We start from the raw sequence: 23,922 nt of genomic DNA on the forward strand, positions 1-23,922 counted from the left end.
CTTAGCTGTTGAAGGGCATGTTGAATGCTTTCAACAGCGCCTTGGCTTCCGCGTCGGTGTTCGCGGTGGTGGCAATCACGATGTCCATACCCCAGGGTTCGTCGATCTTATCGAAGTCGATCTCGGGGAAGACCATGTGCTCTTTCAGACCCATGGCGTAGTTGCCACGGCCGTCAAAAGACGTGCCCGAAACGCCGCGGAAGTCGCGGATACGGGGCATCGCGATGGTGGTCAGACGGTCGAGGAATTCATACATCCGGTCGCCGCGCAGAGTCACCTTTGCGCCCATCGGCATGCCTTCGCGAACGCGGAAGCCAGCGATGGAGTTCTTTGCCACGGTGGTCAGAGCTTTCTGGCCCGCGATTGCGGTCAGGTCAGCCTGAGCAGACTTGGCTTTCTTGCTGTCTTTGACGGCAGCACGGCCGCAGCCGATGTTCAGAACGATTTTCTCCAGCTTGGGGATCATCATCTCGTTCTTGTAGCCGAACTCTTCTTTCAGGGCGCCACGGATGGAGTCCTTGTAGAGAGTTTTCAGACGCGGGGTGTAGGTTGCGTTATCAAGCATCGATCACGTCCCCCGTGGTTTTGGCGAAGCGCACTTTCTTGTCGCCTTCCATGCGGAAGCCAACGCGGGTTGCCTTGCCGTTTGCGTCCAGCAGAGCCAGGTTCGACAGCTGGATCGGCAGTGCCTTAGGCAGACGGCCACCCTGGTCGGACTGGGTCTGACGGGTGTGGCGGATTGCCATGTTCACACCGTCAACGATGGCTTTGCCAGCTTTGGGGTCAACGGAGGCAATGGTGCCTTCTTTGCCCTTATCCTTGCCGGCCAGCACGACGACCTTGTCGCCTTTGCGGAGTTTAGCAGCCATGATTACAGCACCTCCGGAGCGAGCGAGATGATCTTCATGAAGTTTTTCGCGCGCAGTTCACGAACAACCGGGCCAAAGATACGGGTACCTACCGGCTCGTTGTTGTTGTTCAGGATGACAGCTGCATTGCGGTCAAAACGGATTGCGGTGCCGTCTTCACGACGGACCTCTTTGGCGGTGCGTACGACGACGGCCTTGCGGACGTCCCCTTTTTTCACGCGGCCGCGCGGGATGGCTTCCTTGACCGAGACGACAATGATGTCGCCTACGGATGCGTATTTACGCTTGGAACCACCCAGAACCTTGATGCACTGAACTCGGCGAGCGCCGGAGTTGTCAGCAACATCCAGGTTTGTTTGCATCTGGATCATGTGGTTTCTCCCGACCTTTGGGGCGCCGATGCGTGGCGTGATCCCCCAGGGTTTCGACTTTGCTGTTCAGCCCAGTCGCCAGGAGTCTCGGATGAGACTCTTAGGCTTCCAGAACTTCCCAGCGTTTCGTTTTCGATTTCGGCGCGCATTCGATGATGCGTACGGAGTCGCCGACCTTGAAAGCGTTCTGTTCATCGTGAGCCCGGTATTTCTTGGACTTACGGATGGTTTTCTTCAGAACCGGATGCGTAAAGCGGCGCTCTACGGAAACGGTGACGGTCTGTGCGTTGGCGTCGGAGGTCACAACGCCGGACAGGATACGTTTAGGCATTCGAGAAGCTCCTTATTCAGCTGCTGCTGCAGCTTTTTCGTTCAGGATGGTTTTGACGCGTGCAGCATTGCGGCGAGCCGCCTTGATGCCTGCGGTCGTTTCCAGCTGACCGGTTGCCTGCTGAAAACGCAGGTTGAAGCTCTCTTTTTTCAGGGATGCGAGGGTATCGCGGAGTTCATCCACGGTTTTCTCGCGCAGATCATTGGCGTTCATCGCCTTTGTTCCTTGTCCTAAGCACCAGAAGGCCCCGAATGGGTCACCTTGTTACCTGGTGGGTTATGTCACACCGCGCCAAAAGACGCGGCAAAAAGAATCACCCGCCCTGGATCCAGACAGATCAAGGGTCAGGCGATGGGTCCACTTACAGGAGGTGGGCGGTCGGAGCAAGGGCGAAGTTTGCGACACCGTTTGCACCCGGTCACAGCGCTTAGCGCAATGCCCGAACCCGCGTTAAGATCGTATCAAATTGCCACCCGTTTTGCAGCCGTGCAAGCCACAGGCGCTTACCCGTTCCAGAGATCATCATCGCGTGCCGCCTCGCCTGAACACGCTGGATATCCTGAATGCGGATCTGATCGGCAATGCCTTGCTTTTCGACAATCAGCACGCGCTGTGTGGTGATAATGTAGGTGACCGAGCGAAAGGCACGATGGATGAACAGCCAGATCACCAGCGCCACTGGCGCGCAAAGCAAGATAACGATTACCTCAGTCAGCGTTGGTGCAATCCGGGCGTGAGTGGCGTGAACGACTTGCTCACCGGCAAGAAGCTCGATTGCCGCGTGATCGTACATCTGGCTTACTTACCGTTCGTCATTTGAATTTTACCCCACCTGGAATGACGGTGGGGCAAAGGGAACTCACAGGTTAGTCACAGTCATACCAGATCGTCGTAGCGGGTCGCTGCGTTCCATTTGCTAACGTCGCAACGCTCGCCTTCGGGGCCTTATACACGCTTAAGACGGGCTTACCGATACGTTCGCAATAGCCCGCGACACGACGATCAATAGCATTAGAGCTAACTTCGTTCTTGAAGTAGATGATCTCCAACGATGAGCCCACAGGGAAAGCCAGATGGATGCCCGTTCGATCAGCCGGGTTAGGAAAAATCTGCGCGATGAGAGACGCACGTCGCATCGCTGCCTTCTCAGAATCAACGCAGGCAGACAGCGCCATTAGGGATACAGAAGCAAGAACTAGAATTGATTTCATTTAGTCAGCCATCCTTTTAGGTTGTACACCCTGCATAGCTACCATCGCTGCAAGCGCAACCCAAGATTCACTCCCACCGGTAGTTAAAGCTCACGGAGACGCGCTCGTCTTCGGCCATGTTCATCGGCACCTCATGGCGGATGAAGCTTTCCCAGAGCAGCACGTCGCCGACATTAGGCTTCTGGTAGACGAAGCTCTTCAGCTCCTGCCGGCACTCCTTAGTACGCGGCGGATGCGCCATCATCATGGCGTGGCGCGGATCTTCCAGCTTCAGCGCGGAAGCCCCGTCCGGCATCGACACATAGGTGGTGCCGGAAATCACCGAATGGGGGTGGATGTGGCTGGCATGGGTGCCGCCTTCGGGCAGGATGTTGATCCAGAGATCCTCAAGCACCAAGGCGCGCCCGTCGAGATCGAGCTCCAGATCCCTGGCAAAGGCCGCGACATGCAGGTCCAGCGATTTCACCAGGTCAGCGAAGATAGGGAAGCGCCAGGGCAGATCCGTCAACGAGGCATAGGAGGTGTAGCCGGGATAGCCGTTCTCCTCGCACCAGTCCTGGCCGGCGTCGTCGTCTTGCGCGATCACGAAGCAGGAGTTTTCAAGTTCACCGGCGTCAACCTTGGGTCCATGTTCGGACAGGGCCGCGCGGTAGAGACGGGTTACGAAGAGGGAATCTATCTGTGCCATACCCGTCCTTTAGCGCAACACAGCGTGAAGTACGAGATGCTTTGCCGGATCCTGTGCACCCGCATCTTCCCTTTTCCTCTGCGGACTGGCTAGTCTGATCTCATCCGAAAAAGGAACATGATATGCGCTGGATTTTGAGACTGCTGAGCCACGGTATCGCGCTGGCGATCGGCTTTGCCTTGGGGATTTACATGCTGCCCATTCTGACCGCGCCGGATAGCCCCGATACCGCAACTCTGACCGCCAGTGCGGACGGCGCTACATATACCGGCAGCTTCACCCGCGATCTGGCCGGTAGCGATTTCCTGCATTGGGGCACCGGCCGTGTCAGCCTGTCGCCGCAGCAGATCACCCATATGGGCGCGCTGGCACCAGGCCCGGATTACAAGCTCTACCTCGCGCCGGAGTTTGTCGAAGACGAAGCGGGCTTTGAGACGATCAAGGCCACCTCGGCCCGCGTGGGCGATGTGAAGATGTTCGACGGTCTGATCCTAGATATCCCCGAGGGAATCAATATCGAGGAGTACACCACAGTGGTGATCTGGTGCGAAACCTTCGCCGAGTTCATCACCGCAGCGCAGTATCGCTAATCTGGCCGGGCCGACCGGGGCGGACAACTGCCCGCCTCTTTTGATTTCATAAGAAGACCCCCGCCGATTGCTCAGCGGGGGTCTTTTTTTCTAATCGAATGCGCGGATGCGCAAGCGATTACCAGTCTTCGCGAACCACGACGCGGGTCTTGACCGGCAGCTTCATCGCGGCCAGGCGCAGGGCCTCACGTGCGATGTCGTCATTGACGCCGTCGATCTCGAACATCACGCGGCCGGGCTTCACTTTGCAAGCCCAGTAATCCACGGAACCTTTACCTTTACCCATACGAACTTCGACGGGCTTGGAGGTCACCGGGGTATCCGGGAAGATGCGGATCCAGACACGACCCTGACGCTTCATGTGGCGGGTCATGGCACGACGAGCAGCCTCAATCTGACGCGCGGTGACGCGCTCAGGAGTGGTTGCCTTCAGGCCATAGGTGCCGAAGTTCAGGTCCGAACCGCCTTTTGCCAGACCGGAGATCCGGCCTTTGTGCATTTTGCGGAATTTAGTACGCTTTGGTTGAAGCATGTCATCTCCTCCTTAGCGACGACCGCCTGCACCGCGAGGTGCCGGACCGTCCTGGAGTTCCTGTGCTTTACGGTCACGCGCCTGAGGATCGTGTTCCATGATCTCGCCTTTGAAGATCCAGACTTTGATCCCGATGATCCCGTAAGGGGTCATGGCTTCGGAGTGAGCGTAATCGATGTCGGCGCGCAGCGTGTGCAGCGGCACACGGCCCTCACGGTACCATTCGGTCCGTGCGATTTCAGCGCCACCCAGACGACCAGCAACGTTCACCCGGATACCCAGGGCGCCCATGCGCATGGCGTTCTGTACGGCACGCTTCATCGCGCGACGGAAGGACACACGACGTTCCAGCTGCTGAGCGATGGACTCGCCGACCAGCTGTGCGTCGAGCTCGGGCTTGCGGACTTCAACGATGTTGAGGTGCAGTTCCGAGTCTGTCATCGAGGCGAGCTTTTTGCGCAGCACTTCGATGTCAGCACCTTTTTTACCGATGATCACGCCCGGACGCGCGGTGTGAATGGTCACACGGCACTTCTTGTGGGGGCGTTCGATGATCACGCGGGCGATGCCTGCCTGCTTGCACTCTTCCTTGATGAAATCACGGATGCGCAGGTCTTCCAGCAGCAGATCACCATAATCTTTGGTGTCGGCGTACCAACGGCTGTCCCAGGTGCGGTTGACCTGAAGGCGCATGCCGACCGGATTGACTTTATGTCCCATTAGGCTTGCTCCTCAACTTGACGCACCTTGATGGTGATCTCCGAAAACGGCTTGAGGATCTTGCCAAACCGGCCACGGGCACGAGGACGGCCGCGTTTCATGGTCAGGTTTTTACCCACATAAGCCTCGGCCACGATCAGTTCATCGACGTCCAGGTTATGGTTGTTCTCGGCGTTCGCAATTGCGGACTGAAGGCATTTCTTCACGTCCTGCGCAACCCGCTTGTTGGAGAAAGTCAGGTCGGTCAGAGCCTTCTCAACTTTCTTGCCACGGATCATGCCGGCGACGAGGTTCAGTTTCTGCGGGGAGGTACGGAGCATGCGCAGTTTTGCCATTGCTTCGTTGTCTGCCACGCGGCGGGGATTTTTTGCCTTGCCCATGACTTACTTCCGCTTCGCTTTTTTGTCCGCAGCGTGACCGTAATAGGTCCGAGTCGGGGAGTATTCACCGAACTTCTGACCAATCATGTCTTCCGAGACGTTGACGGGAATGTGCTTCTGACCGTTGTACACACCAAATGTCAGACCCACGAACTGGGGCAGAATGGTGGAACGACGCGACCAGATCTTGATGACTTCGTTGCGGCCCGACTCGCGCGCTGCTTCGGCTTTTTTCAGCACGTAAGCATCGACAAAGGGGCCTTTCCATACAGAGCGAGACATAGATTAACGTCCCTTCTTCTTGGCGTGGCGCGAGCGGATGATAAGCTTTTGCGACGCTTTGTTTTTGTTGCGGGTACGCTTGCCTTTGGTCGGCTTACCCCAGGGTGTCACGGGGTGACGGCCACCGGAGGTACGACCTTCACCACCACCGTGCGGGTGATCGATCGGGTTCATAACCACACCACGCACAGAGGGACGCTTGCCCTTGTGGCGCATACGGCCGGCTTTACCAAAGTTCTGGTTCGAGTTGTCGGGGTTGCTGACCGCACCAACGGTGGCCATGCATTCCTGACGAACCAGGCGCAGTTCGCCCGAGGACAGGCGGATCTGAGCGTAGCCACCATCACGACCAACGAACTGAGCGTAAGTACCGGCTGCACGGGCGATCTGGCCGCCTTTGCCGGGCTTCATTTCGATGTTGTGAACGATGGTACCGATCGGCATGCCCGAGAACGGCATTGCGTTGCCCGGCTTGATGTCGGCCTTTGCGGATGCAACGACTTTGTCACCAACTGCCAGACGCTGCGGAGCGAGGATATAGGCCTGCTCGCCGTCTTCGTATTTGATCAGCGCGATGAATGCGGTCCGGTTCGGGTCATATTCGATCCGTTCAACGGTTGCCGCGACATCAAATTTGTTCCGTTTGAAGTCAACGATCCGGTAGAGACGCTTTGCGCCGCCGCCACGACGACGTGAAGTGATCCGTCCGGTGTTGTTCCGGCCGCCCGATTTGGTCAGACCCTCAGTGAGAGATTTGACCGGACGCCCTTTCCAAAGCTCCGAACGGTCGATCAGAACCAGCCCACGCTGGCCCGGCGTCGTCGGCTTATACGACTTGAGTGCCATGCTTTCTGTCTTCCGTTTAGCGTGCAGACCCTTAGGTTTTTGTCTTTGGGTCCGCTATGTGTAAGCCCCCCGCCCGGTTGTCCCGCGATGAGACGCCCTACTAGGGTGGCCAGATTATAGGGCCCCGAAGGTCCCCAGGTTCGAACATCCTGACAAACGTAATAACCCCGGAGCGAATCCGGGGTCGTCAGGATTGGTGCGGCTTAGCAGAGGATGGGAGGGGTGGCAATGGGGAAGAACAACAGCAACACGTCCAGCAGCTAAAGTAGGCTATTTAGAAGTTTTCTGACCAAAAATGTACCCAAGCGCGGTTGTCGCCAATGCCAAGACACGGTTCGCGTTGTCCGCCCAATACTGCTGATCCGCGCCATCGGGCTGCGCCTTCCCCAAGCACCACCACCAAAAGATAAGACCCAATAGCATTACTACGAACGCAATATTGACAGGCGCACTTTCTCTGCCACCAAGGGGATGACCTAACCAGCCAAGTTCCTTGGCGGCCATCTTTTCCTTATGCCTATTCCCTTCCTTCTCCAGGGCAACCCTAAGGTCTCCTGCACTTCTCAATGCATCCGTTAGTTCAGGATCTTGAGCTTCCGAAGCATTTTTGATGCCCGCTTTGGCTGCCTTTCGATCAACTGCCATATTCGAATGAAAGCCTATGCTTAATCACTGGAAGGGATACCGCAAAAAGTCTCGACAAATCCTGAGGCGTCAATGAGCTGTACTCATCCAACATATCCCGAGGCACCAATAGATGAGCCGCAAAAGCATTCGCCTCCTTTTCATGAGGCTCCCCATGATCAGTTTCGTCGTCGCGCATGAGAACTCGATAGTCTTCCCCCATCGCCCAATCACGATGCAATAGAGCGTGACCCAGCTCATGCGCAATCGTGAATGTCTGCCTTAAAGGAAACTCATCTTTGTTCACGTAAATGGCGTTTTCATCAGGGTCGTAAAAACCGGATACATTCTGAAAATCTTCATTAAAGCCAACAAACCGGACCTCAACACCCATGTTCCTAGCAACCTCAACGGGATTGACCGGCGGCGAGGATATTCCAAATTCCTCGCGAATTGACCTCACTTGCGACTTAACACGCGCATAGTTTGGGCGATAGTTCATGTTCACTCCCCCTTGCATTTGACGCAAAGTCACTCCAACGTTCAGACACATTGAATACTGCTGGCAGCAATCACCTGAGCGGCGGCGCTACACCAACGCTAGCATGCTTGTCAATAAATCTGGGAATTATATTCTCCAGCTTCAAGTGCCAATACCGCCCCCCCCCCTGGGTTGCCGCTCCAAACCTACCGTGTCGTAGTCCAGCTCTACCAAATTCGTAGAAGAACACCGAGAAGCATGACACCAGCCAAAACCTCCCAATGGAGTGGGAGGGCTCTGGCACGACGGCCTTGCCCCCCTTCAAAATTCGCGGCCTCAGGCCGGGCAGCCGCCCGTCATACCGCAGGTTTGCCTTCGGCGAAACGGGAGGGCGCTTCACGCCCACCCAGGGTCAGGCGCTGCCCTTCGTGGTTTGACCGCACCCTCAACGAAAAAGGCCCCCGCTTTCGCAGGGGCCTTCTTAAGTCTCAGACAAACAGATCTCAGAGTCCGGTGGACACGTCGATGGTGTTGCCTTCTTCCAGGGTCACATAGGCTTTCTTCACGTCCTTGCGACGGCCGATCTGGCCGCGGAAACGCTTGACCTTACCCTTGGTGATGGTGGTGTTGACCGCTTTGACCTTCACACCAAAGAGCGCCTCAACGGCTTCTTTGATCTGGGGCTTGTTGGAGTCGATCGCCACTTCAAACACCACTGCACCGGTTTCGGATGCCATGGTTGCTTTTTCAGTGATGATCGGCTTGCGGATCACGTCGTAGTGTTCTGCCTTCGCGCTCATTTCAGGCGAGCCTCCAGTGCTTCGACACCTGCTTTGGTGAGCACCAGGGTGTCACGCTTCAGGATGTCATAGACGTTTGCGCCCATTGTCGGCAGGATATCCAGACCGTCGATGTTGCGCGCGGCGCGGGCAAAGCCCTCGTCGACGGATGCGCCATCGATGACCAGTGCGCGCTTCCAACCCAGGTCTTTGACCTGCTTGGCCAGAGCGGCTGTCTTGCCTGCGGAATCGGCGTTTTCAATAACGACCAGTTCACCCGCTTTTGCCTTGGCGGACAGCGCGTGGCGCAGACCCAGCTTGCGGAATTTCTTGGTCAGATCGTGGCCGTGCGAACGCGGGGTCGGACCCTTGTAGATACCACCCTTGCGGAAGATCGGCGCGTTACGGTCACCGTGACGTGCGCCACCGGTGCCTTTTTGGCGATAGATCTTCTTGGTCGAGTAGGAGGTCTCGGAGCGGGTCTTGACCTTGTGCGTGCCCTGCTGCGCGTTGTTACGCTGCCAGCGCACCACACGGTGCAGGATGTCGGTGCGCGGCTCGAGGCCGAACAGCTCTGCATCCAGCTCGATGTCGCCGGCTTTGGCGCCGTCCAGTTTGATCACATCAAGTTTCATGCTTCACCACCTTCCGCGGAGACTTCTTCCGCTGCAGCCGACTTCAGAGCTGCCGGATAGGGCAGACCTTCGGGGGCTTTCTTTTTCACGGCGTCTTTAACGGTGACCCAGCCACCTTTGGAGCCGGGAACGGCGCCTTTGATCATGATCAGGCCACGATCGGCGTCGGTCTTGACGACTTCAAGGTTCTGAGTGGTCACGCGGGCAGCACCCATGTGGCCGGCCATTTTCTTGCCTTTGAAAACCTTGCCGGGATCCTGACACTGACCGGTCGAACCGTGGGAACGGTGGGAGATCGACACACCGTGCGAGGCGCGCAGACCACCAAAGTTCCAGCGCTTCATCGCACCGGCAAAACCTTTACCGATGGAGGTGCCGGTCACGTCGACCTTCTGACCTTCGAGGAAGTGCTCAGCGGAGATTTCCGCACCCACTTCGATCAGGCCATCTGCAGGCACGCGGAATTCAACCAGCTTGCGCTTGGGCTCAACCTTCGCTGCTGCGAAGTGGCCGCGCATGGCTTTGGAGACCCGCTTGACCTTGGCCGAACCTGCGCCGAGCTGAACAGCTGTGTAGCCGTCTTTTTCCTCGGTGCGCTGTGCGGTCACTTGCAGGCCGTCCAGCTGAAGAACGGTCACAGGAACCTGCTTGCCGTCTTCGAGGAACAGCCGGGTCATGCCGACTTTCTTTGCGATAATACCAGAGCGCATATTCATTACCCTCCGATCTTAGGATTGCAGCTTGATTTCGACGTCCACACCAGCGGCGAGGTCGAGCTTCATCAGCGCGTCCACGGTCTGGGGGGTCGGATCAACGATGTCCAGGAGCCGCTTGTGGGTGCGGATCTCGAACTGGTCACGAGATTTCTTGTCAACGTGCGGGCCACGCAGAACGGTGAATTTCTCAATCTTGTTCGGCAGGGGGATCGGGCCGCGCACCTGCGCGCCGGTCCGCTTGGCAGTGTTCACGATTTCCTGCGTGCTGGCGTCCAGTACGCGGAAGTCGAATGCCTTCAGCCGGATACGGATATTTTGGCTTTGCATAGTCGTGCCTTTTTTCTCAGGCGTTGGGGTTGAGAGGAGGGCATGCGACCACCGCGCACCCTCATCGAACCCAAAAGGCGGGAATCACCCCGCCTCATCCTCGCAATGCGAGATGGCGCCGTATACGCCTGTTGGGCCAGTGTGGCAAGGGGGTTTGGGTGGGGGATGGTTAGGTTTGCGGAACGTGGTGGGTTTGGGGTTTTGTTGGGAGTGTTAATAATGGGGGATCATGGGTAGAGCCCCTACCCCCCTTCTATTCCATACTGGCGCCACCCACGGGCATAAGCGCAGCACCAACTCCCTCTGCTACCCGCCAGCACCTGAACAGTTCTTCGTGGAGCCGCTCCAGCTCTTCAATCATCTCGTCTCGACCACTCGAAGATTGGATTTTGACGTTGTGACGTTCAAAAAAGCCATGAGTAAGCTGATTTCTCGCGTCTAGTCCTCGCTCGAACTGCTCATAGATTGTCACGTCGTCACGAAAGGAAAGCTGCCCCCTTAACTTCTTTAGTATTGATCCGAGCGTACTGTTTTCTACTTTCTCCAGAAGTCGCTTGGAAGCTTCTGGGTCCTGTTCTTCAAACCAGCCGAGATTATGCGCTTTGGCGGCGAGAAAAACAGTCCCTAATGAAGTTTCAAACAATTGAGCTGCCTCAGCGGTTATTCCAAATTTAGCATACAATTCGTCGCGCGTAGCCATTCATCGAGATCCAACAGACTTAAGTTAATAACATTTCGCCGCTTCTCCGGCACCTTAGCTCTCCAACCATTTCGCCCTCTCTCACCCCTTGTCTAGAGGTTTCCCGCCCGGACGACCCGCGGTCGGGCCGCGCCCGACCTCAGCGCATAGAAAAAGGGCCTCCCGAGGGAGGCCCTTTCTATCATCTCACCTGAGTGGCTCTCGGCGGTTTTCCCGAAGGAAAACCGCCTGCCGCCACAGGCCAGAGTTTCCGTTGGAAACTCGACCTTACTCAGTGATTTTGGACACAACGCCGGCGCCGACGGTGCGGCCGCCTTCGCGGATCGCGAAGCGCAGGCCCTGCTCCATCGCGATCGGCGCGATCAGTTCAACGTCGAACTTCAGGTTGTCGCCCGGCATAACCATCTCGGTGCCCTCAGGCAGGGTCACGGTGCCGGTCACGTCGGTGGTGCGGAAGTAGAACTGCGGACGGTAGTTCGCGAAGAACGGGGTGTGACGACCACCTTCTTCTTTGGTGAGGATATAGGCCTCAGCTTCGAACTTGGTGTGCGGCTTCACGGAACCTGGCTTACACAGAACCTGACCACGCTCAACGCCGTCACGGTCGACACCACGCAGCAGCGCGCCGATGTTGTCGCCGGCTTCACCACGGTCCAAGAGCTTGCGGAACATTTCCACACCGGTACAGGTGGTGGTGGAGGTGTCACGGATACCAACGATTTCGATCGAGTCGCCAACGTTGATCACGCCGCGCTCAACACGACCGGTCACAACGGTACCACGACCGGAGATCGAGAACACGTCTTCGATCGGCATCAGGAACGGCTGGTCAACAGCGCGCTCAGGGGTGTCGATGTAATCGTCAACAGCCGCCATCAGCTCCTTGATTTTCTCTTCGCCGATTTCAGGCTTATTGCCTTCCATCGCCGCCAGAGCGGACCCTGCGATGATCGGGATATCGTCGCCGGGGTAGTCGTAGGACGACAGCAGCTCGCGGATTTCCATTTCGACCAGCTCCAGGAGCTCTTCGTCGTCAACCTGGTCCACTTTGTTCATGAACACGACCATCTTCGGGATGCCAACCTGGCGGCCCAGCAGGATGTGCTCGCGGGTCTGAGGCATCGGGCCGTCAGCAGCGTTCACAACCAGGATCGCGCCGTCCATCTGCGCCGCACCGGTGATCATGTTCTTCACATAGTCAGCGTGGCCCGGGCAGTCGACGTGGGCGTAGTGACGGCCTTCGGTCTCATATTCCACGTGCGCGGTGGAGATGGTGATCCCGCGCGCTTTCTCTTCAGGTGCGCCGTCGATCTGGTCGTAGGCTTTGAAGTCACCAAAATACTTGGTGATCGCTGCGGTCAGCGTGGTCTTGCCGTGGTCAACGTGGCCGATGGTGCCGATGTTGACGTGCGGTTTTGTACGTTCAAACTTTTCCTTAGCCATGAGAGGCCTCCTTTTCGTGTTGAGAAGGGCACGCGCCGTGGCGCGAACCCCTCAATATCTGTTCGCTTATGCGAATTTTGCCTGGATCTCGTCAGAGATGTTCTGCGGAACCGGATCGTAGTGATCGAACTGCATGGTGAACTGGGCGCGGCCCGAGCTCATCGAACGCAGGGTGTTGATGTAGCCGAACATGTTCGCCAGCGGCACAAATGCGTCGATCGCAATTGCGTTGCCGCGGGGCTCTTGGCCGGTCACCTGACCACGACGCGAGGTCAAATCGCCGATGATGCCACCGGTGTAATCCTCAGGTGTGATAACTTCCACCTTCATGATCGGTTCCAGCATCTTGGCGCCAGCTTTGCGCATGCCTTCACGCATACACATACGTGCCGCGATTTCGAAGGCCAGAACGCTGGAGTCAACGTCGTGGAATTTACCGTCGATCAGAGCAACCTTGAAGTCGATCACGGGGAAGCCAGCCAGCGGGCCGCTATCCATGACGGACTGAACGCCCTTTTCAACACCCGGGATGTATTCCTTCGGAACCGCACCACCAACGATACGGGATTCGAAGGAGTAACCTTCGCCAGGCTCTGTCGGCGAGATGATCATCTTCACTTCGCCGAACTGACCCGAACCACCCGACTGTTTCTTGTGGGTGTAGGTGTGTTCAACTTCGTGACCGATGGTCTCACGGTAGGCAACCTGCGGCGCACCGATGTTGGCTTCGACCTTGAATTCACGCTTCAGACGATCAACCAGGATGTCCAGGTGAAGTTCGCCCATGCCCTTCATGATGGTCTGACCGGACTCGATGTCGGTCTCCACGCGGAAGGACGGATCTTCGGCAGCAAGACGCTGCAGACCCTGGGACATTTTCTCCTGGTCGGCCTTGGTTTTCGGCTCAACCGCGATCTCGATCACCGGATCGGGGAAGGTCATGGTTTCCAGAACCACAGGATCGTTGACGGCGCAGAGCGTGTCACCGGTTGTGGTGTCTTTCAGACCTGCCAGTGCGATGATGTCGCCTGCAAACGCTTCCGTGATTTCCTCACGGTCGTTGGAGTGCATCATCATCATCCGGCCAACGCGCTCTTTACGACCTTTGGTCGAGTTCAGCAGCGTGTCGCCCTTGTTCAGCACACCGGAGTAGATCCGGGTGAAGGTCAGCGAGCCGACGAAGGGGTCGTTCATGATTTTGAACGCCAGACCCGAGAACGCCATTTCGTCGTCCGCACGGCGGGCGATGTCACGGGTTTCGGTTTCATCACCGGGTTTGAAGCCCATGTAATCAACAACGTCCAGCGGGCTGGGCAGATAGTCGATCACAGCGTTGAGCAGAGGCTGAACGCCTTTGTTCTTGAACGCGGAACCACCCAGGACAGGAACGAAGTCCAGTGCCAGCGTGCCCTTACGCAGCAGCGCGCGCAGGGTTGCGACGTCCGGCTCAGCGCCGTCCATCAGGTAGTTTTCCATCGCAGCGTCGTCTTGCTCGACGGCCGCTTCGATCATCTTACCGCGCCATTCGTCGGCCATGTCTTTCAGGCTGTCACGGATCGGAGCTTTGATCCACGACGCGCCAAGGTCTTCACCCTGCCACAGCCATTCTTCCATGTTGACCAGATCAACCAGGCCTTCCAGCTCGGTCTCTGCGCCGATCGGAATACCAACCGGAACCGCGCGGGCGCCAGTACGGTCTTCGATCATGTTGACGCAGTTGAAGAAGTCAGCGCCGATTTTGTCCATCTTGTTGACGAACACCATACGCGGAACCTTGTAGCGGTCAGCCTGACGCCACACGGTTTCGGTCTGGGGTTCAACACCAGCGTTGGCGTCCAGAACGCAGACAGCACCGTCGAGAACCGCCAGCGAACGCTCAACTTCAATGGTGAAGTCAACGTGGCCGGGGGTGTCGATGATGTTCAGGCGGTGCTTGGGCGAGTCAGCAGTTTCACCGTCTTCGGTGCGTTCCCAGAACGTGGTGGTCGCAGCCGAGGTGATGGTGATGCCGCGTTCCTGCTCCTGCTCCATCCAGTCCATGGTGGCTGCACCATCGTGCACCTCACCAATGTTGTGGGATTTGCCGGTGTAATACAGGATGCGCTCGGAGCAGGTGGTTTTACCTGCATCGATGTGCGCCATGATACCGAAGTTACGGTATAGTTCGAGCGGATATTCGCGTGCCATAGGTTTGGGTCCCCTAGCTTACCAGCGATAATGGGAGAAGGCTTTGTTGGCCTCTGCCATCTTGTGGGTGTCTTCGCGCTTCTTCACGGCAGTACCGCGGGACTGAACAGCGTCCAGCAGCTCACCGGCGAGGCGTTCTTCCATGGTGTTTTCGTTGCGCGCGCGGGCCGCTTTGATCAGCCAGCGGATCGCCAGGGCTTCGCGGCGCTCAGGGCGCACTTCAACGGGCACCTGATAGGTTGCACCACCCACACGACGCGAACGCACTTCGACGGAAGGCTTCACGTTGTCCAGGGCTTCGTGGAACACTTCCACGGGGGCACGTTTGATTTTCGATTCAACGCGGTCGAATGCGTTGTAAACGATGCTTTCTGCGACCGATTTTTTACCATCGATCATCAGGTTGTTCATGAATTTGGTCAGAACGCGGTCGCCAAACTTGGCGTCGGGCAGAACTTCGCGTTTCTCAGCAGCGTGACGGCGAGACATTTATCAATATCCTTCTTACTTAGGACGCTTCGCGCCGTACTTGGAGCGGCGTTGCTTACGGTCTTTGACGCCCTGGGTATCCAGAACACCACGCAGGATGTGGTAACGGACACCGGGAAGGTCTTTTACACGGCCGCCACGGATCAGAACCACGGAGTGCTCCTGAAGGTTGTGGCTTTCACCCGGGATGTAGGAGATCACTTCGAAACCGTTGGTCAGGCGGACCTTCGCAACTTTCCGCATAGCGGAGTTCGGTTTCTTCGGTGTGGTGGTATACACACGGGTGCAGACGCCGCGCTTTTGCGGGCACTGTTCCAGGTGCATGGACTTAGAGCGTTTTACTTTCGGCTGCCGCGGCTTGCGGATCAGCTGTTGGATCGTTGGCATTCCGGTTCTTTCCCCGTCTCAACAACACATGTGTCATGCACGTCCTTGAACGTACGGCTAAATTCGTCGCACTTACGCGTCCGCAAGCGCAAAAACCGCAATCGTTTCCATTCCGAGGTAAACGACGCGGTGGGTTTACAGAGGATCCGCACAAATAGGCGCGCGTGATCTTGGGCCACTTAGATTTTGATATCGGCTTTTGGGGCGACCCCCGGGTGCCGGATAGGCGGGCGTATATGGGGAGTCGCGGGGGATGTCAACAGCGGCCCCGGCGCGCACGACGCCGACAGGCGTGACCAACGCCGGGTCGAGACCGGTGCGAGCGCCTTGCTTGTTTGTACAACCAGCGCGGTGCATAGTCCCCGGCAACCAGTCGGCCCATATGAGAGGCCGTGGATGTGAGGGTGTACCGCGATGCAGGTCATAGGTCTATGCCGGTTTTCCTACCCGGCCATCGGCGGTTTTCAGGTGCAACATGACAGTCTGGAGGCACGGATCGCCTATCTCTATGCAGAGGCGCGCCTGGAGGAGCGGTTTCAGCTGATGGAGCGGGTCGCCCTGCCCTGCCTGCGCGCCCAGACCGATCCGGATTTCACGCTGGTGATTGTCATCGGCGACAGCCTGCCCGCGGTACATGTCGCGCGACTGCGCGCGTTGACAGCGGATATGCCGCAGGTGCAGATCCGCGCCCTGCCCCCCGGCCCGCACCGGAAGGTGATGAAACAGGTGTTGAATGACGCCCGCCATGATCCACGTGCTCCCTGTTTGCAGTTTCGCCATGATGACGATGATGCGGTGTCAGTCGATTTTGTTGAACGGCTGCGACAGACCGCTCAGGATTGCCAGCTGCTGAGCACCCGAAACCAAACCCTCGCGATTGATTTCTGCAAGGGGTTCACCGCCCGGTTCCGGCCGGATGGGATTTATGCAGCTGAGGTTCACCGCCCCTATTTTGTTGCCGCAATGGGGATGTATGTGGCGGGGGGCTGCGGACAAAGCATCATGAACTTCGCCCACCACAAGATTGCCCGTTTCATGCCCAGCATCACGATCCCGGATGCGCCAATGTTCGTGCGTACGCTCAATGCCTCCAATGATTCCCGACAAAAGGGCGCCAAAGAGCCGGAGCTGACCCGTCTCACCCCGGAGCAAGAGGGCGAATTCGAGGCGCGCTTTGCGATCACGAGGTAAGCCGCGTTATTCCGGTGGCGACAGGTCAGGCACGGCGGCACGGCGCGGACGCTCACGCAATAGGCTGAAAACGCCCGCAGCGACGACAATGGCCGCCCCGATAAGGGTGAGCGTATCAGGCCAGCTGTCAAACATCAGCCACCCCAAGAGCAGCGCCCAAAGCAGGCCCGTGTAGCGAAACGGCGAGACCGCCGCCACATCCCCCACCCGCATCACCATCACTGAAAACAGATAGCCGACAAAGATACAGCCCGCCGCCAATAGCAGGATCAGCGTGGTCGGCAGGGTCAGCGGCTGCCATGTCTCCTGTAGGCCAAGCCCGAGACCAAACACCAACACCGACACAGCCGCCATCAATGTGACCGTCAGCGACGGCACCGCTGCCGACATACGCCGGGTAAAGAGGTCACGGGCCGTAATGCAGAGAACCGCCGCAAGCGCGTAACCGGTGCCTGTATCAAACCCCTCAGTGCCGGGGCGCACGATCAGCAACATGCCGAGGAACCCCGCACCGATGGCTGTGGCCCGTCGCCAGCCGACCTGCTCTCCGAACAGCAGCACGGCCGCCAGGGTCACCGTCAGCGGCAGCATCTGCAAAATGGCTGTCACATTTGCGATCGGCAGGGTTAGCAGTGCGCTGAGAAAGAAATAGGTGGTGGCAATCTCAGCAAGGCTGCGCCCGGCAACCAAGCCCCAGTCGCGCCGCGTCAGAGACAGACGCAGGCCGCCATAACTCCGCGCCAGCGCATAAATCAGTAGGCTGACCGCAACACCGCGCACCACAAGGATCTGCGAAAGCGGCAGGCTTTGCCCGGCAAGTTTGACCATCCCGTCGTTAAGGGTGAAGCCAGCCATACTGCCCACCATCAACAGCGCGCCCAACTGATTGCCTGTCAGCCGAGAGATCACGGCAACACGTCCCGGAGTTGTTCGGGGGTCAGGGCGAAATGGCGATCCAGCGCTGTGGTGATTTCCGCCTCGGACATCTTATGTGTGATCCCCATTTGCGCCGGGCGGGATTTGTTGTCGCCATGAATGGTGCGCAGGAAGCCGGGCGTCGAGATGTCAGAATATGTGTTCCAATGCTGCGCGTAACGGCGGTGATTATACCGATATGGATTGTCGCGATACTCAACTGGCGCCACAAGCGCCGCCCCCACCGACAAAGGCGCCTTCTCACAGGCGTCAAAAATGTCATCCGTCGCACCATCCGGCCCCTGCGTGCGCCGCAGGTAGAGGCCGCGGTTGTTGGCTAGGATAAAAGGCGTATCGCCGCTCTGCAGAGGGATCATTCCCATCGCAAGGCGGCGATTGCGGGCGACATAGTCCAGATCCACCGCATCGTCATCATCCAGCCGGAACATCAGCCGATGCGTCGCATCATCAAGCGGGACCGCATTATAACCCTGTTTCAGCATTCGATAATGGGCACCGGGGCCGACGGGCATCAGGGTGATATTGGAAGCAGGTTCCAGCAGACGCGCAAGGCGTTCCAGATAGATCTCCGGCATATCCTCAGCGGTGAGGACGATCAGATGAAACCCCTGATCGCTCTGCCGCAACAGGGACCGCAGACACAGGCGTTCGAACACCCGAAACCGCAGCTCCATCCGCTCTGATGCAAAGAGATGGGCCGCAGTGTCCTCAAGGGTCGCGAACCGTTCGGAATAATAGGTCGGGGTCAGCACGGAAAAGCGCACAAGGCCGACAATGCTGAGTTTGATATCCATATCCAAGCGCCCCCAATCGCAGCCCGGACGGACCGGGCGGTGTTGAGCGCAAAAGATCATTCCCACGGCTCATTGGAAAGATCATAAATCGCCCCGCCCTGCGACAGCGTGGCCGGCCCGCAACCGAAGCCGCTGCACCGAAAAACGTGATGTCCGCAAATCGCGTTGGTCCGCTTCGAGCCCAAACTGTAAGATGCTGCGCTTGACGCCAATGTCTGCTAGATTCGAATTCAAGGGTTTTAGCTAGGGTTTGTTTTGAATTGAGATTATCCATCACCGTTTTCGCAACGCTCTTTTGGTTTGGGGTTTCATCACCCGTCCAAGCACATTCGCCCTACTTTGGCCAAAGCGAGAGGATTGAACATCCAAAATTTGGCGTTGTTGAGTTCGCCGTTTTATACGGCGACGGCGTATTCTTCGCTGATCCCTCGCAAGTAGTAGTCTTTGATAGCAAAGGATATTTGCTTGCGGCAACGCCGCAGTCAGAGGCATTACTCATCCAATGCGACAGATCAGTCAGCCCACCAGGTTGCCGGATTTACGACGAATTGCAGGGCGTTGTTCTTGAGCCCGACGACAAACAGTGGGCGCGGGGCAGAATAATTGAAGAAGAAGGCAGGCCGCCCCGTGACGCATATCCAGAATACATGCACATAAATTATGGTTTTTCCAAGCGCCACGCGACGCCTATAGAAAAACTCAGATTTGAGATGGCCGGGGTTTGGGGTTCACCTATGGGTAGCGCTTTGTCAGTGCTCTGGTGGGTTGTGACTTGGTCGCTTCTAGCGCGTCTCACGTGGAAATGGAAACGCAATGGCTGGCAGCTAAGACCTTTCAAAATTACTGTGTTCGCACTGGCCGTTCGTGGTCTTGCAGTGTTCATAGGAATGAGCTTCTTGGCCGCCTACGGCTGGCTGCTATCGCCATACTCACCCTACTTCTTCGCATTTGCTTTCATATTGGGAGCGCTGATCGCCACAATCCTGATGCGACCCAATGCAGTCGTTCAGCGAGATTGACCCAGCGTCCGCTTCGTCCCGCAGAGCGGGCCATCATGGTTTGCGGACACCTCCAAACAAAAGCCCCCCGCAACATCGGTTGCGAGGGGCTGTTTTCATTTCAGATCAGCGTGGATCAGTCGCGGCTCTCTGGGGTTTCCACCAGATTGTCGAGGCTATCCTCGGTGGCGACGTCATCCATCGACGGGGCAGCCAGTGCGGCGGCGGCTTCGGCCTCCTCGCGGCGGGCGTCAAGGACGACATTGTCACGCGACTGGGCGATGTTGCGCACCCGCTGGGTGGCGCCACCGGTACCGGCCGGGATCAGGCGACCCACGATGACGTTCTCTTTCAGGCCAACCAGCTTGTCCTTCTTGCCCTGTACCGATGCTTCGGTGAGGACACGGGTGGTCTCCTGGAAGGAGGCCGCCGAGATGAAGGAGCGGGTCTGCAGCGATGCCTTGGTGATACCCAAGAGGATCGGCTCGCCCTGAGCAGGACGCTTGCCACGGGCCAGCGCCTTCTCGTTGGCGGTGTCGAACTCCTGCTTGTCCACATGCTCACCTTTCAGCAGCGTTGTGTCACCAGAGTCGGAGATCTCCCACTTCTGCAGCATCTGGCGAACAATCACCTCGATGTGCTTGTCGTTGATCTTCACACCCTGCAGGCGATAGACGTCCTGAACCTCATCGATCATGTAGTTGGCCAGAGCCTCGACACCCATGATGGACAGGATGTCATGCGGCGCCGGGTTGCCGTCCATGATGTAGTCACCCTTCTGGACGAAGTCACCTTCCTGAACCGGAATGTGCTTGCCCTTGGGCACCATGTATTCGACGGGCTCCATCGACTCATCAGCAGGCTCGATCGAGATGCGGCGCTTGTTCTTGTAGTCGCGGCCAAAGCGCACGTAACCATCGATTTCGGCGATGATCGCGTGATCCTTGGGACGACGGGCCTCGAACAGTTCCGCAACCCGCGGCAGACCACCGGTGATGTCCTTGGTCTTGGCGCCTTCGCGCGGGATACGCGCGACAACGTCACCTGCCATGATCTGCTGGCCTTCTTCGACCGACAGGATGGCGTCCACGGACATCGGATAGGTCAGCGGGTTGCCCGCATCGCTGCGCACCGGCTCGCCATCGCCATCCACCAGAATGATTTCCGGCTTGAGGTCAGAGCCTTTGGGAGCCGCACGCCAGTCGATCACGATCTTCTGGGTCATGCCGGTGGCTTCGTCGGTCTCATCCCGCACAGCGATACCGGAGACCAGGTCCACATATTTTGCGGTACCGGGTTTCTCGGCGATGATCGGCAGGGTGTAGGGATCCCATTCGAACAGCTTGTCGCCACGGGCCACGGTCTGGCCTTCCTTGACGAACAGTTTGGAGCCGTAACCCAGCTTGTGGCTGGCGCGCTCTTCCCCGTGCTCGTCCTGAATGATCAGCTTCATGTTCCGCCCAACAACCAGGGTCTCGCCGTTGGCGTTTTCCAAGGTCTGCGGCATCTCGAAGACGATCTTGCCCTCTTGCGAGGCTTCGAGGAAGGACTGCTGGCCACCCTGTGCAACGCCGCCGATGTGGAAGGTCCGCATCGTCAGCTGTGTACCGGGTTCACCGATCGACTGCGCGGCGATGATGCCGACAGCTTCACCGGTGTTCACCTGCGTACCACGGGCCAGGTCACGGCCATAGCACTGGGCGCAAACGCCTTCTTCGGCCTCACAGGTCAGCGGCGAGCGGATACGGGTCGACTGAACGCCGGCCTCTTCCACTGCATCTGCCATGCGCTCGTCGATCAACTGGCCAACGGCCACGATGATCTCCTCGGTGCCCGGCTTCTTGATATCCTCAGCCGCAACACGGCCCAGAATACGCTCGCCAAGCGACGCCACGACCTCACCGTCGTTGACCGCTGCTTCAGCAGTGATCGCGGCCTCAGTGCCACAGTCACGATCGCGCACGATGCAATCCTGTGCCACGTCAACCAGACGACGGGTCAGGTAACCCGAGTTCGCGGTCTTCAGAGCGGTATCCGACAGACCCTTACGGGCACCGTGTGTCGAGTTGAAGTACTCGAGAACGGTCAGACCTTCTTTAAAGTTCGAGATGATCGGGGTCTCGATGATGTCGCCATTCGGCTTCGCCATCAGGCCGCGCATCCCGCCCAGCTGTTTCATCTGGGTGACCGAGCCACGCGCACCGGAGTGAGCCATCATGTAAACCGAGTTCGGTTCCATCACGGCGCCAGCCTCGTTGCGCTTGTCTGCGGAGATGGTGCCCATCATCGCATCGGTGACTTTGTCGTTACACTTCGACCAGGCATCGACAACTTTGTTGTACTTTTCGCCCTGAGTGATCAGGCCGTCCATGTACTGCTGTTCGAAGTCCTTCACCTGATCGCGGGTCTCATCGACCAGCGTCCATTTGGTGTCGGGGATCACCATGTCGTCCTTGCCGAACGAAATGCCCGCCTTGAACGCTTCACGGAAACCCATGGTCATGATCTGGTCACAGAAGATCACCGACTCTTTCTGACCGCAGTAACGGTAGACGGTGTCGATGACCTGCTGAACCTCTTTCTTCCGCAGAAGACGGTTGACCAGCTCAAACGGTGCCTTGACGTTTTTCGGCAGCAACGCGCCCAGACGGACCCGGCCCGGGGTGGTCTCAAAACGCTTGAGAACCTCGTTGCCTTCTTCGTCGATCTGAGTGATCCGCGCGGTGATCTTGGTGTGCAGATGCACTTCACCGGCGTCCAGCGCATGCTGAACCTCGTCGATGGTCCCAAAGATCTTGCCTTCACCGGGCATGCCTTCACGTTCCAGGGTCACATAGTAGAGACCCAGGATCATATCCTGCGACGGAACGATGATCGGCGCGCCGTTGGCGGGCGACAGAACGTTGTTCGTGGACATCATCAGAACACGCGCTTCCAGCTGGGCCTCAAGGCTCAGCGGAACGTGAACCGCCATCTGGTCACCGTCGAAGTCCGCGTTGAACGCCGAGCAGACCAGCGGGTGCAGCTGAATAGCTTTACCTTCAATCAGCGTGGGTTCAAACGCCTGAATGCCAAGACGGTGCAGCGTCGGCGCACGGTTCAGCATCACCGGATGTTCGCGAATAACCTCATCGAGGATATCCCACACTTCGGGGCGCTCTTTTTCGACCAGCTTCTTCGCCTGCTTCACGGTGGAGGACAGACCTTTGGCCTCCAGACGCGAGTAGATGAAGGGCTTGAACAGTTCGAGCGCCATCTTTTTCGGTAGACCGCATTGGTGCAGCTTCAGCTCGGGGCCGGTCACAATGACCGAACGACCGGAGAAGTCGACCCGCTTACCCAAAAGGTTCTGACGGAAGCGACCCTGCTTACCTTTCAGCATGTCAGACAGCGATTTCAGCGGACGCTTGTTGGCGCCGGTGATCACGCGGCCACGACGGCCGTTGTCGAACAGCGCGTCAACCGATTCCTGCAACATCCGCTTTTCGTTGCGGACGATGATGTCGGGTGCGCGCAGCTCAATCAGGCGCTTCAGACGGTTGTTCCGGTTGATCACACGACGATAGAGGTCATTCAGGTCAGACGTCGCAAAACGGCCGCCATCCAGCGGAACCAGCGGGCGCAGTTCCGGCGGGATCACGGGAATGACGGTCATGACCATCCATTCCGGGCGGTTGCCGGATTCCAGGAAGCTTTCAACCACCTTCAGGCGCTTGATGATCTTCTTGGGCTTCAGCTCGCCTGTGGCTTCCGCCAGCTCTGCGCGCAGATGCTCGGCTTCGGCTTCCAGATCGATCGCGGCCAGCATTTCACGGATCGCTTCAGCGCCGATGTTGGCGGTGAAGGCGTCCATGCCGAACTGGTCCTGGGCGTCCATGTATTCTTCTTCGGTCATCATCTGGCCGTAGGTGAGGTCGGTCAGACCCGGCTCGATGACAACGTAGTTTTCAAAATACAGAACCCGCTCCAGATCGCGCAGAGTCATGTCCAGCATCAGGCCGATGCGCGACGGCAGCGACTTGAGGAACCAGATATGCGCAACCGGCGACGCCAGTTCGATGTGGCCCATCCGCTCGCGGCGGACCTTTTGCAGGGTGACTTCCACACCGCATTTTTCGCAGACAACGCCGCGATACTTCATGCGCTTATATTTGCCGCACAGACATTCGTAGTCTTTGATCGGGCCAAAGATGCGCGCGCAGAAGAGACCGTCACGTTCGGGTTTGAACGTCCGGTAGTTGATGGTTTCCGGCTTTTTGATCTCGCCGTAGGACCACGACAGGATCCGCTCTGGCGATGCCAGCGACACCTTGATCTCATCAAAGACCTTCGGCGGCGTGAGCGGGTTGAACGGATTATTCGTCAGTTCCTGGTTCATTTTGATACCTCAAATTCGTGCAGAAAGGGGAGAAAGC

30 protein-coding genes are annotated in these 23,922 nt (G+C 57.8%); 3 read left to right on the forward strand and 27 right to left on the reverse strand.

The genetic code is table 11. The annotated features are described in order from the left end of the window. Position 1: 1 nt before the first annotated feature. The 8 genes from rplE to D1820_RS10265 form a co-directional block, all read right to left on the reverse strand. Positions 2-565 (reverse strand): 50S ribosomal protein L5, encoded by a 564-nt coding sequence (rplE, locus tag D1820_RS10230; protein ID WP_040180838.1) that lies wholly within the window; start codon positions 563-565, stop codon positions 2-4. Then, a complete protein-coding gene (gene rplX, locus D1820_RS10235) occupies positions 558-869 on the reverse strand; it encodes a 50S ribosomal protein L24 (RefSeq protein WP_014875998.1) in 312 nt (103 codons plus the stop codon). The genes rplE and rplX overlap by 8 nt, the downstream gene beginning before the upstream one ends. 2 nt (positions 870-871) lie before the next feature. Beyond that, on the reverse strand, positions 872-1,240 hold the full coding sequence (gene rplN, locus D1820_RS10240) for a 50S ribosomal protein L14 (protein ID WP_005621870.1): 369 nt from the start codon (positions 1,238-1,240) through the stop codon (positions 872-874). A 100-nt stretch (positions 1,241-1,340) separates the two neighbouring features. Then, positions 1,341-1,571 (reverse strand): 30S ribosomal protein S17, encoded by a 231-nt coding sequence (gene rpsQ / locus D1820_RS10245; RefSeq protein WP_014875999.1) that lies wholly within the window; start codon positions 1,569-1,571, stop codon positions 1,341-1,343. A gap of 12 nt (positions 1,572-1,583) precedes the next feature. Beyond that, positions 1,584-1,784, reverse strand: a complete 201-nt coding sequence (gene rpmC, locus D1820_RS10250; protein WP_118068906.1) for a 50S ribosomal protein L29 — start codon at positions 1,782-1,784, stop codon at positions 1,584-1,586. Positions 1,785-1,998: 214 nt separating this feature from the next. After that, positions 1,999-2,364: a hypothetical protein gene (locus D1820_RS10255; RefSeq protein ID WP_118068908.1), complete on the reverse strand. Its 366-nt coding sequence runs from the start codon at positions 2,362-2,364 to the stop codon at positions 1,999-2,001. A gap of 73 nt (positions 2,365-2,437) precedes the next feature. Then, positions 2,438-2,782 carry a hypothetical protein gene (locus D1820_RS10260; RefSeq protein ID WP_162894087.1) on the reverse strand — a complete coding sequence of 115 codons (345 nt, stop codon included), beginning with the start codon at positions 2,780-2,782 and terminating at the stop codon, positions 2,438-2,440. 67 nt (positions 2,783-2,849) lie between these two features. Then, a complete protein-coding gene (locus D1820_RS10265; RefSeq protein ID WP_118068911.1) occupies positions 2,850-3,470 on the reverse strand; it encodes a TIGR02466 family protein in 621 nt (206 codons plus the stop codon). Between the two features lie 122 nt (positions 3,471-3,592). Between D1820_RS10265 and D1820_RS10270 the strand changes: the two genes are divergently transcribed. Then, on the forward strand, positions 3,593-4,060 hold the full coding sequence (locus D1820_RS10270; protein WP_118068913.1) for a DM13 domain-containing protein: 468 nt from the start codon (positions 3,593-3,595) through the stop codon (positions 4,058-4,060). A 118-nt stretch (positions 4,061-4,178) separates the two neighbouring features. On the opposite strand, the gene rplP is transcribed toward D1820_RS10270, so the two are convergent. From rplP to rpsL, 16 genes are all read right to left on the reverse strand, one after another. Then, on the reverse strand, positions 4,179-4,592 hold the full coding sequence (rplP, locus tag D1820_RS10275) for a 50S ribosomal protein L16 (RefSeq protein WP_014876004.1): 414 nt from the start codon (positions 4,590-4,592) through the stop codon (positions 4,179-4,181). A 12-nt stretch (positions 4,593-4,604) separates the two neighbouring features. Beyond that, positions 4,605-5,312 (reverse strand): 30S ribosomal protein S3, encoded by a 708-nt coding sequence (gene rpsC, locus D1820_RS10280; RefSeq protein ID WP_024095828.1) that lies wholly within the window; start codon positions 5,310-5,312, stop codon positions 4,605-4,607. After that, positions 5,312-5,692: a 50S ribosomal protein L22 gene (rplV, locus tag D1820_RS10285; RefSeq protein WP_008560423.1), complete on the reverse strand. Its 381-nt coding sequence runs from the start codon at positions 5,690-5,692 to the stop codon at positions 5,312-5,314. Before rplV ends, rpsC begins: the two co-directional genes overlap by 1 nt. A gap of 3 nt (positions 5,693-5,695) precedes the next feature. Then, on the reverse strand, positions 5,696-5,974 hold the full coding sequence (gene rpsS, locus D1820_RS10290) for a 30S ribosomal protein S19 (protein ID WP_005980699.1): 279 nt from the start codon (positions 5,972-5,974) through the stop codon (positions 5,696-5,698). Positions 5,975-5,977: 3 nt separating this feature from the next. After that, positions 5,978-6,820, reverse strand: a complete 843-nt coding sequence (gene rplB / locus D1820_RS10295) for a 50S ribosomal protein L2 (RefSeq protein WP_014876006.1) — start codon at positions 6,818-6,820, stop codon at positions 5,978-5,980. A gap of 270 nt (positions 6,821-7,090) precedes the next feature. Beyond that, positions 7,091-7,465, reverse strand: coding sequence for a hypothetical protein (locus D1820_RS10300; protein ID WP_118068914.1), 375 nt, complete (start codon positions 7,463-7,465; stop codon positions 7,091-7,093). Continuing rightward, the gene (locus tag D1820_RS10305; RefSeq protein WP_205521377.1) at positions 7,455-7,946 is read right to left on the reverse strand and encodes an ImmA/IrrE family metallo-endopeptidase; all 492 of its coding nucleotides are present in this window, start codon (positions 7,944-7,946) and stop codon (positions 7,455-7,457) included. The genes D1820_RS10300 and D1820_RS10305 overlap by 11 nt, the downstream gene beginning before the upstream one ends. A 482-nt stretch (positions 7,947-8,428) precedes the next feature. Further along, the gene (locus tag D1820_RS10310) at positions 8,429-8,725 is read right to left on the reverse strand and encodes a 50S ribosomal protein L23 (protein WP_024095825.1); all 297 of its coding nucleotides are present in this window, start codon (positions 8,723-8,725) and stop codon (positions 8,429-8,431) included. After that, entirely contained in the window at positions 8,722-9,339 is a 618-nt protein-coding gene (rplD, locus tag D1820_RS10315) for a 50S ribosomal protein L4 (protein ID WP_040174834.1), read from the reverse strand. The genes D1820_RS10310 and rplD overlap by 4 nt, the downstream gene beginning before the upstream one ends. Then, a complete protein-coding gene (gene rplC, locus D1820_RS10320) occupies positions 9,336-10,049 on the reverse strand; it encodes a 50S ribosomal protein L3 (protein ID WP_024095823.1) in 714 nt (237 codons plus the stop codon). Before rplC ends, rplD begins: the two co-directional genes overlap by 4 nt. 18 nt (positions 10,050-10,067) lie before the next feature. Then, a complete protein-coding gene (gene rpsJ / locus D1820_RS10325) occupies positions 10,068-10,382 on the reverse strand; it encodes a 30S ribosomal protein S10 (protein WP_008563081.1) in 315 nt (104 codons plus the stop codon). A gap of 253 nt (positions 10,383-10,635) precedes the next feature. Continuing rightward, the gene (locus D1820_RS10330; RefSeq protein ID WP_118068918.1) at positions 10,636-11,082 is read right to left on the reverse strand and encodes a hypothetical protein; all 447 of its coding nucleotides are present in this window, start codon (positions 11,080-11,082) and stop codon (positions 10,636-10,638) included. Positions 11,083-11,349: 267 nt separating this feature from the next. Further along, positions 11,350-12,525 carry an elongation factor Tu gene (gene tuf, locus D1820_RS10335; RefSeq protein ID WP_024095804.1) on the reverse strand — a complete coding sequence of 392 codons (1,176 nt, stop codon included), beginning with the start codon at positions 12,523-12,525 and terminating at the stop codon, positions 11,350-11,352. A gap of 66 nt (positions 12,526-12,591) precedes the next feature. After that, positions 12,592-14,712, reverse strand: a complete 2,121-nt coding sequence (fusA, locus tag D1820_RS10340; protein WP_096872689.1) for an elongation factor G — start codon at positions 14,710-14,712, stop codon at positions 12,592-12,594. An 18-nt stretch (positions 14,713-14,730) separates the two neighbouring features. Then, complete coding sequence (gene rpsG / locus D1820_RS10345) at positions 14,731-15,201, reverse strand: 30S ribosomal protein S7 (RefSeq protein ID WP_014876015.1); 471 nt, start codon at positions 15,199-15,201, stop codon at positions 14,731-14,733. Between the two features lie 15 nt (positions 15,202-15,216). After that, positions 15,217-15,588, reverse strand: coding sequence for a 30S ribosomal protein S12 (rpsL, locus tag D1820_RS10350; RefSeq protein ID WP_005621086.1), 372 nt, complete (start codon positions 15,586-15,588; stop codon positions 15,217-15,219). 414 nt (positions 15,589-16,002) lie between these two features. On the opposite strand from rpsL, the gene D1820_RS10355 reads away from it, so the two are divergent. After that, complete coding sequence (locus D1820_RS10355) at positions 16,003-16,779, forward strand: putative rhamnosyl transferase (RefSeq protein WP_118068919.1); 777 nt, start codon at positions 16,003-16,005, stop codon at positions 16,777-16,779. 6 nt (positions 16,780-16,785) lie between these two features. Here D1820_RS10355 and D1820_RS10360 read toward each other — a convergent pair whose 3' ends face one another. Continuing rightward, positions 16,786-17,688 carry a DMT family transporter gene (locus D1820_RS10360; RefSeq protein ID WP_118068921.1) on the reverse strand — a complete coding sequence of 301 codons (903 nt, stop codon included), beginning with the start codon at positions 17,686-17,688 and terminating at the stop codon, positions 16,786-16,788. Then, on the reverse strand, positions 17,685-18,509 hold the full coding sequence (locus D1820_RS10365; protein WP_118070138.1) for a glycosyltransferase: 825 nt from the start codon (positions 18,507-18,509) through the stop codon (positions 17,685-17,687). The genes D1820_RS10360 and D1820_RS10365 overlap by 4 nt, the downstream gene beginning before the upstream one ends. A gap of 260 nt (positions 18,510-18,769) precedes the next feature. Between D1820_RS10365 and D1820_RS10370 the strand changes: the two genes are divergently transcribed. Then, positions 18,770-19,528 carry a hypothetical protein gene (locus D1820_RS10370; RefSeq protein WP_118068923.1) on the forward strand — a complete coding sequence of 253 codons (759 nt, stop codon included), beginning with the start codon at positions 18,770-18,772 and terminating at the stop codon, positions 19,526-19,528. 115 nt (positions 19,529-19,643) lie between these two features. On the opposite strand, the gene rpoC is transcribed toward D1820_RS10370, so the two are convergent. Further along, complete coding sequence (gene rpoC / locus D1820_RS10375; RefSeq protein ID WP_040173586.1) at positions 19,644-23,885, reverse strand: DNA-directed RNA polymerase subunit beta'; 4,242 nt, start codon at positions 23,883-23,885, stop codon at positions 19,644-19,646. Between the last annotated feature and the right edge of the window lie 37 nt (positions 23,886-23,922).

It is taken from the genome of Phaeobacter sp. LSS9 (genome assembly GCF_003443595.1).
GTDB lineage: Bacteria > Pseudomonadota > Alphaproteobacteria > Rhodobacterales > Rhodobacteraceae > Phaeobacter > Phaeobacter piscinae.

Bases quoted from the DNA above. Each gene is read 5' to 3' on its own strand.
- rplN (WP_005621870.1), bottom strand. From the start codon at position 1,240: ATGATCCAGATGCAAACAAACCTGGATGTTGCTGACAACTCCGGCGCT.
- D1820_RS10365 (WP_118070138.1), bottom strand. From the start codon at position 18,509: ATGGATATCAAACTCAGCATTGTCGGCCTTGTGCGCTTTTCCGTGCTG.
- rpmC (WP_118068906.1), bottom strand. From the start codon at position 1,784: ATGAACGCCAATGATCTGCGCGAGAAAACCGTGGATGAACTCCGCGAT.
- tuf (WP_024095804.1), bottom strand. From the start codon at position 12,525: ATGGCTAAGGAAAAGTTTGAACGTACAAAACCGCACGTCAACATCGGC.
- rpoC (WP_040173586.1), bottom strand. From the start codon at position 23,885: ATGAACCAGGAACTGACGAATAATCCGTTCAACCCGCTCACGCCGCCG.
- D1820_RS10265 (WP_118068911.1), bottom strand. From the start codon at position 3,470: ATGGCACAGATAGATTCCCTCTTCGTAACCCGTCTCTACCGCGCGGCC.
- rplP (WP_014876004.1), bottom strand. From the start codon at position 4,592: ATGCTTCAACCAAAGCGTACTAAATTCCGCAAAATGCACAAAGGCCGG.
- rplC (WP_024095823.1), bottom strand. From the start codon at position 10,049: ATGCGCTCTGGTATTATCGCAAAGAAAGTCGGCATGACCCGGCTGTTC.
- D1820_RS10255 (WP_118068908.1), bottom strand. From the start codon at position 2,364: ATGTACGATCACGCGGCAATCGAGCTTCTTGCCGGTGAGCAAGTCGTT.
- D1820_RS10260 (WP_162894087.1), bottom strand. From the start codon at position 2,782: ATGAAATCAATTCTAGTTCTTGCTTCTGTATCCCTAATGGCGCTGTCT.
- D1820_RS10270 (WP_118068913.1), top strand. From the start codon at position 3,593: ATGCGCTGGATTTTGAGACTGCTGAGCCACGGTATCGCGCTGGCGATC.
- fusA (WP_096872689.1), bottom strand. From the start codon at position 14,712: ATGGCACGCGAATATCCGCTCGAACTATACCGTAACTTCGGTATCATG.
- D1820_RS10305 (WP_205521377.1), bottom strand. From the start codon at position 7,946: ATGAACTATCGCCCAAACTATGCGCGTGTTAAGTCGCAAGTGAGGTCA.
- rpsC (WP_024095828.1), bottom strand. From the start codon at position 5,312: ATGGGACATAAAGTCAATCCGGTCGGCATGCGCCTTCAGGTCAACCGC.
- rplB (WP_014876006.1), bottom strand. From the start codon at position 6,820: ATGGCACTCAAGTCGTATAAGCCGACGACGCCGGGCCAGCGTGGGCTG.
- rpsL (WP_005621086.1), bottom strand. From the start codon at position 15,588: ATGCCAACGATCCAACAGCTGATCCGCAAGCCGCGGCAGCCGAAAGTA.
- rpsQ (WP_014875999.1), bottom strand. From the start codon at position 1,571: ATGCCTAAACGTATCCTGTCCGGCGTTGTGACCTCCGACGCCAACGCA.
- rpsG (WP_014876015.1), bottom strand. From the start codon at position 15,201: ATGTCTCGCCGTCACGCTGCTGAGAAACGCGAAGTTCTGCCCGACGCC.
- D1820_RS10330 (WP_118068918.1), bottom strand. From the start codon at position 11,082: ATGGCTACGCGCGACGAATTGTATGCTAAATTTGGAATAACCGCTGAG.
- D1820_RS10300 (WP_118068914.1), bottom strand. From the start codon at position 7,465: ATGGCAGTTGATCGAAAGGCAGCCAAAGCGGGCATCAAAAATGCTTCG.
- rplV (WP_008560423.1), bottom strand. From the start codon at position 5,692: ATGGGCAAGGCAAAAAATCCCCGCCGCGTGGCAGACAACGAAGCAATG.
- rplX (WP_014875998.1), bottom strand. From the start codon at position 869: ATGGCTGCTAAACTCCGCAAAGGCGACAAGGTCGTCGTGCTGGCCGGC.
- rpsJ (WP_008563081.1), bottom strand. From the start codon at position 10,382: ATGCAAAGCCAAAATATCCGTATCCGGCTGAAGGCATTCGACTTCCGC.
- rplE (WP_040180838.1), bottom strand. From the start codon at position 565: ATGCTTGATAACGCAACCTACACCCCGCGTCTGAAAACTCTCTACAAG.
- rpsS (WP_005980699.1), bottom strand. From the start codon at position 5,974: ATGTCTCGCTCTGTATGGAAAGGCCCCTTTGTCGATGCTTACGTGCTG.
- D1820_RS10310 (WP_024095825.1), bottom strand. From the start codon at position 8,725: ATGAGCGCGAAGGCAGAACACTACGACGTGATCCGCAAGCCGATCATC.
- rplD (WP_040174834.1), bottom strand. From the start codon at position 9,339: ATGAAACTTGATGTGATCAAACTGGACGGCGCCAAAGCCGGCGACATC.
- D1820_RS10355 (WP_118068919.1), top strand. From the start codon at position 16,003: ATGCAGGTCATAGGTCTATGCCGGTTTTCCTACCCGGCCATCGGCGGT.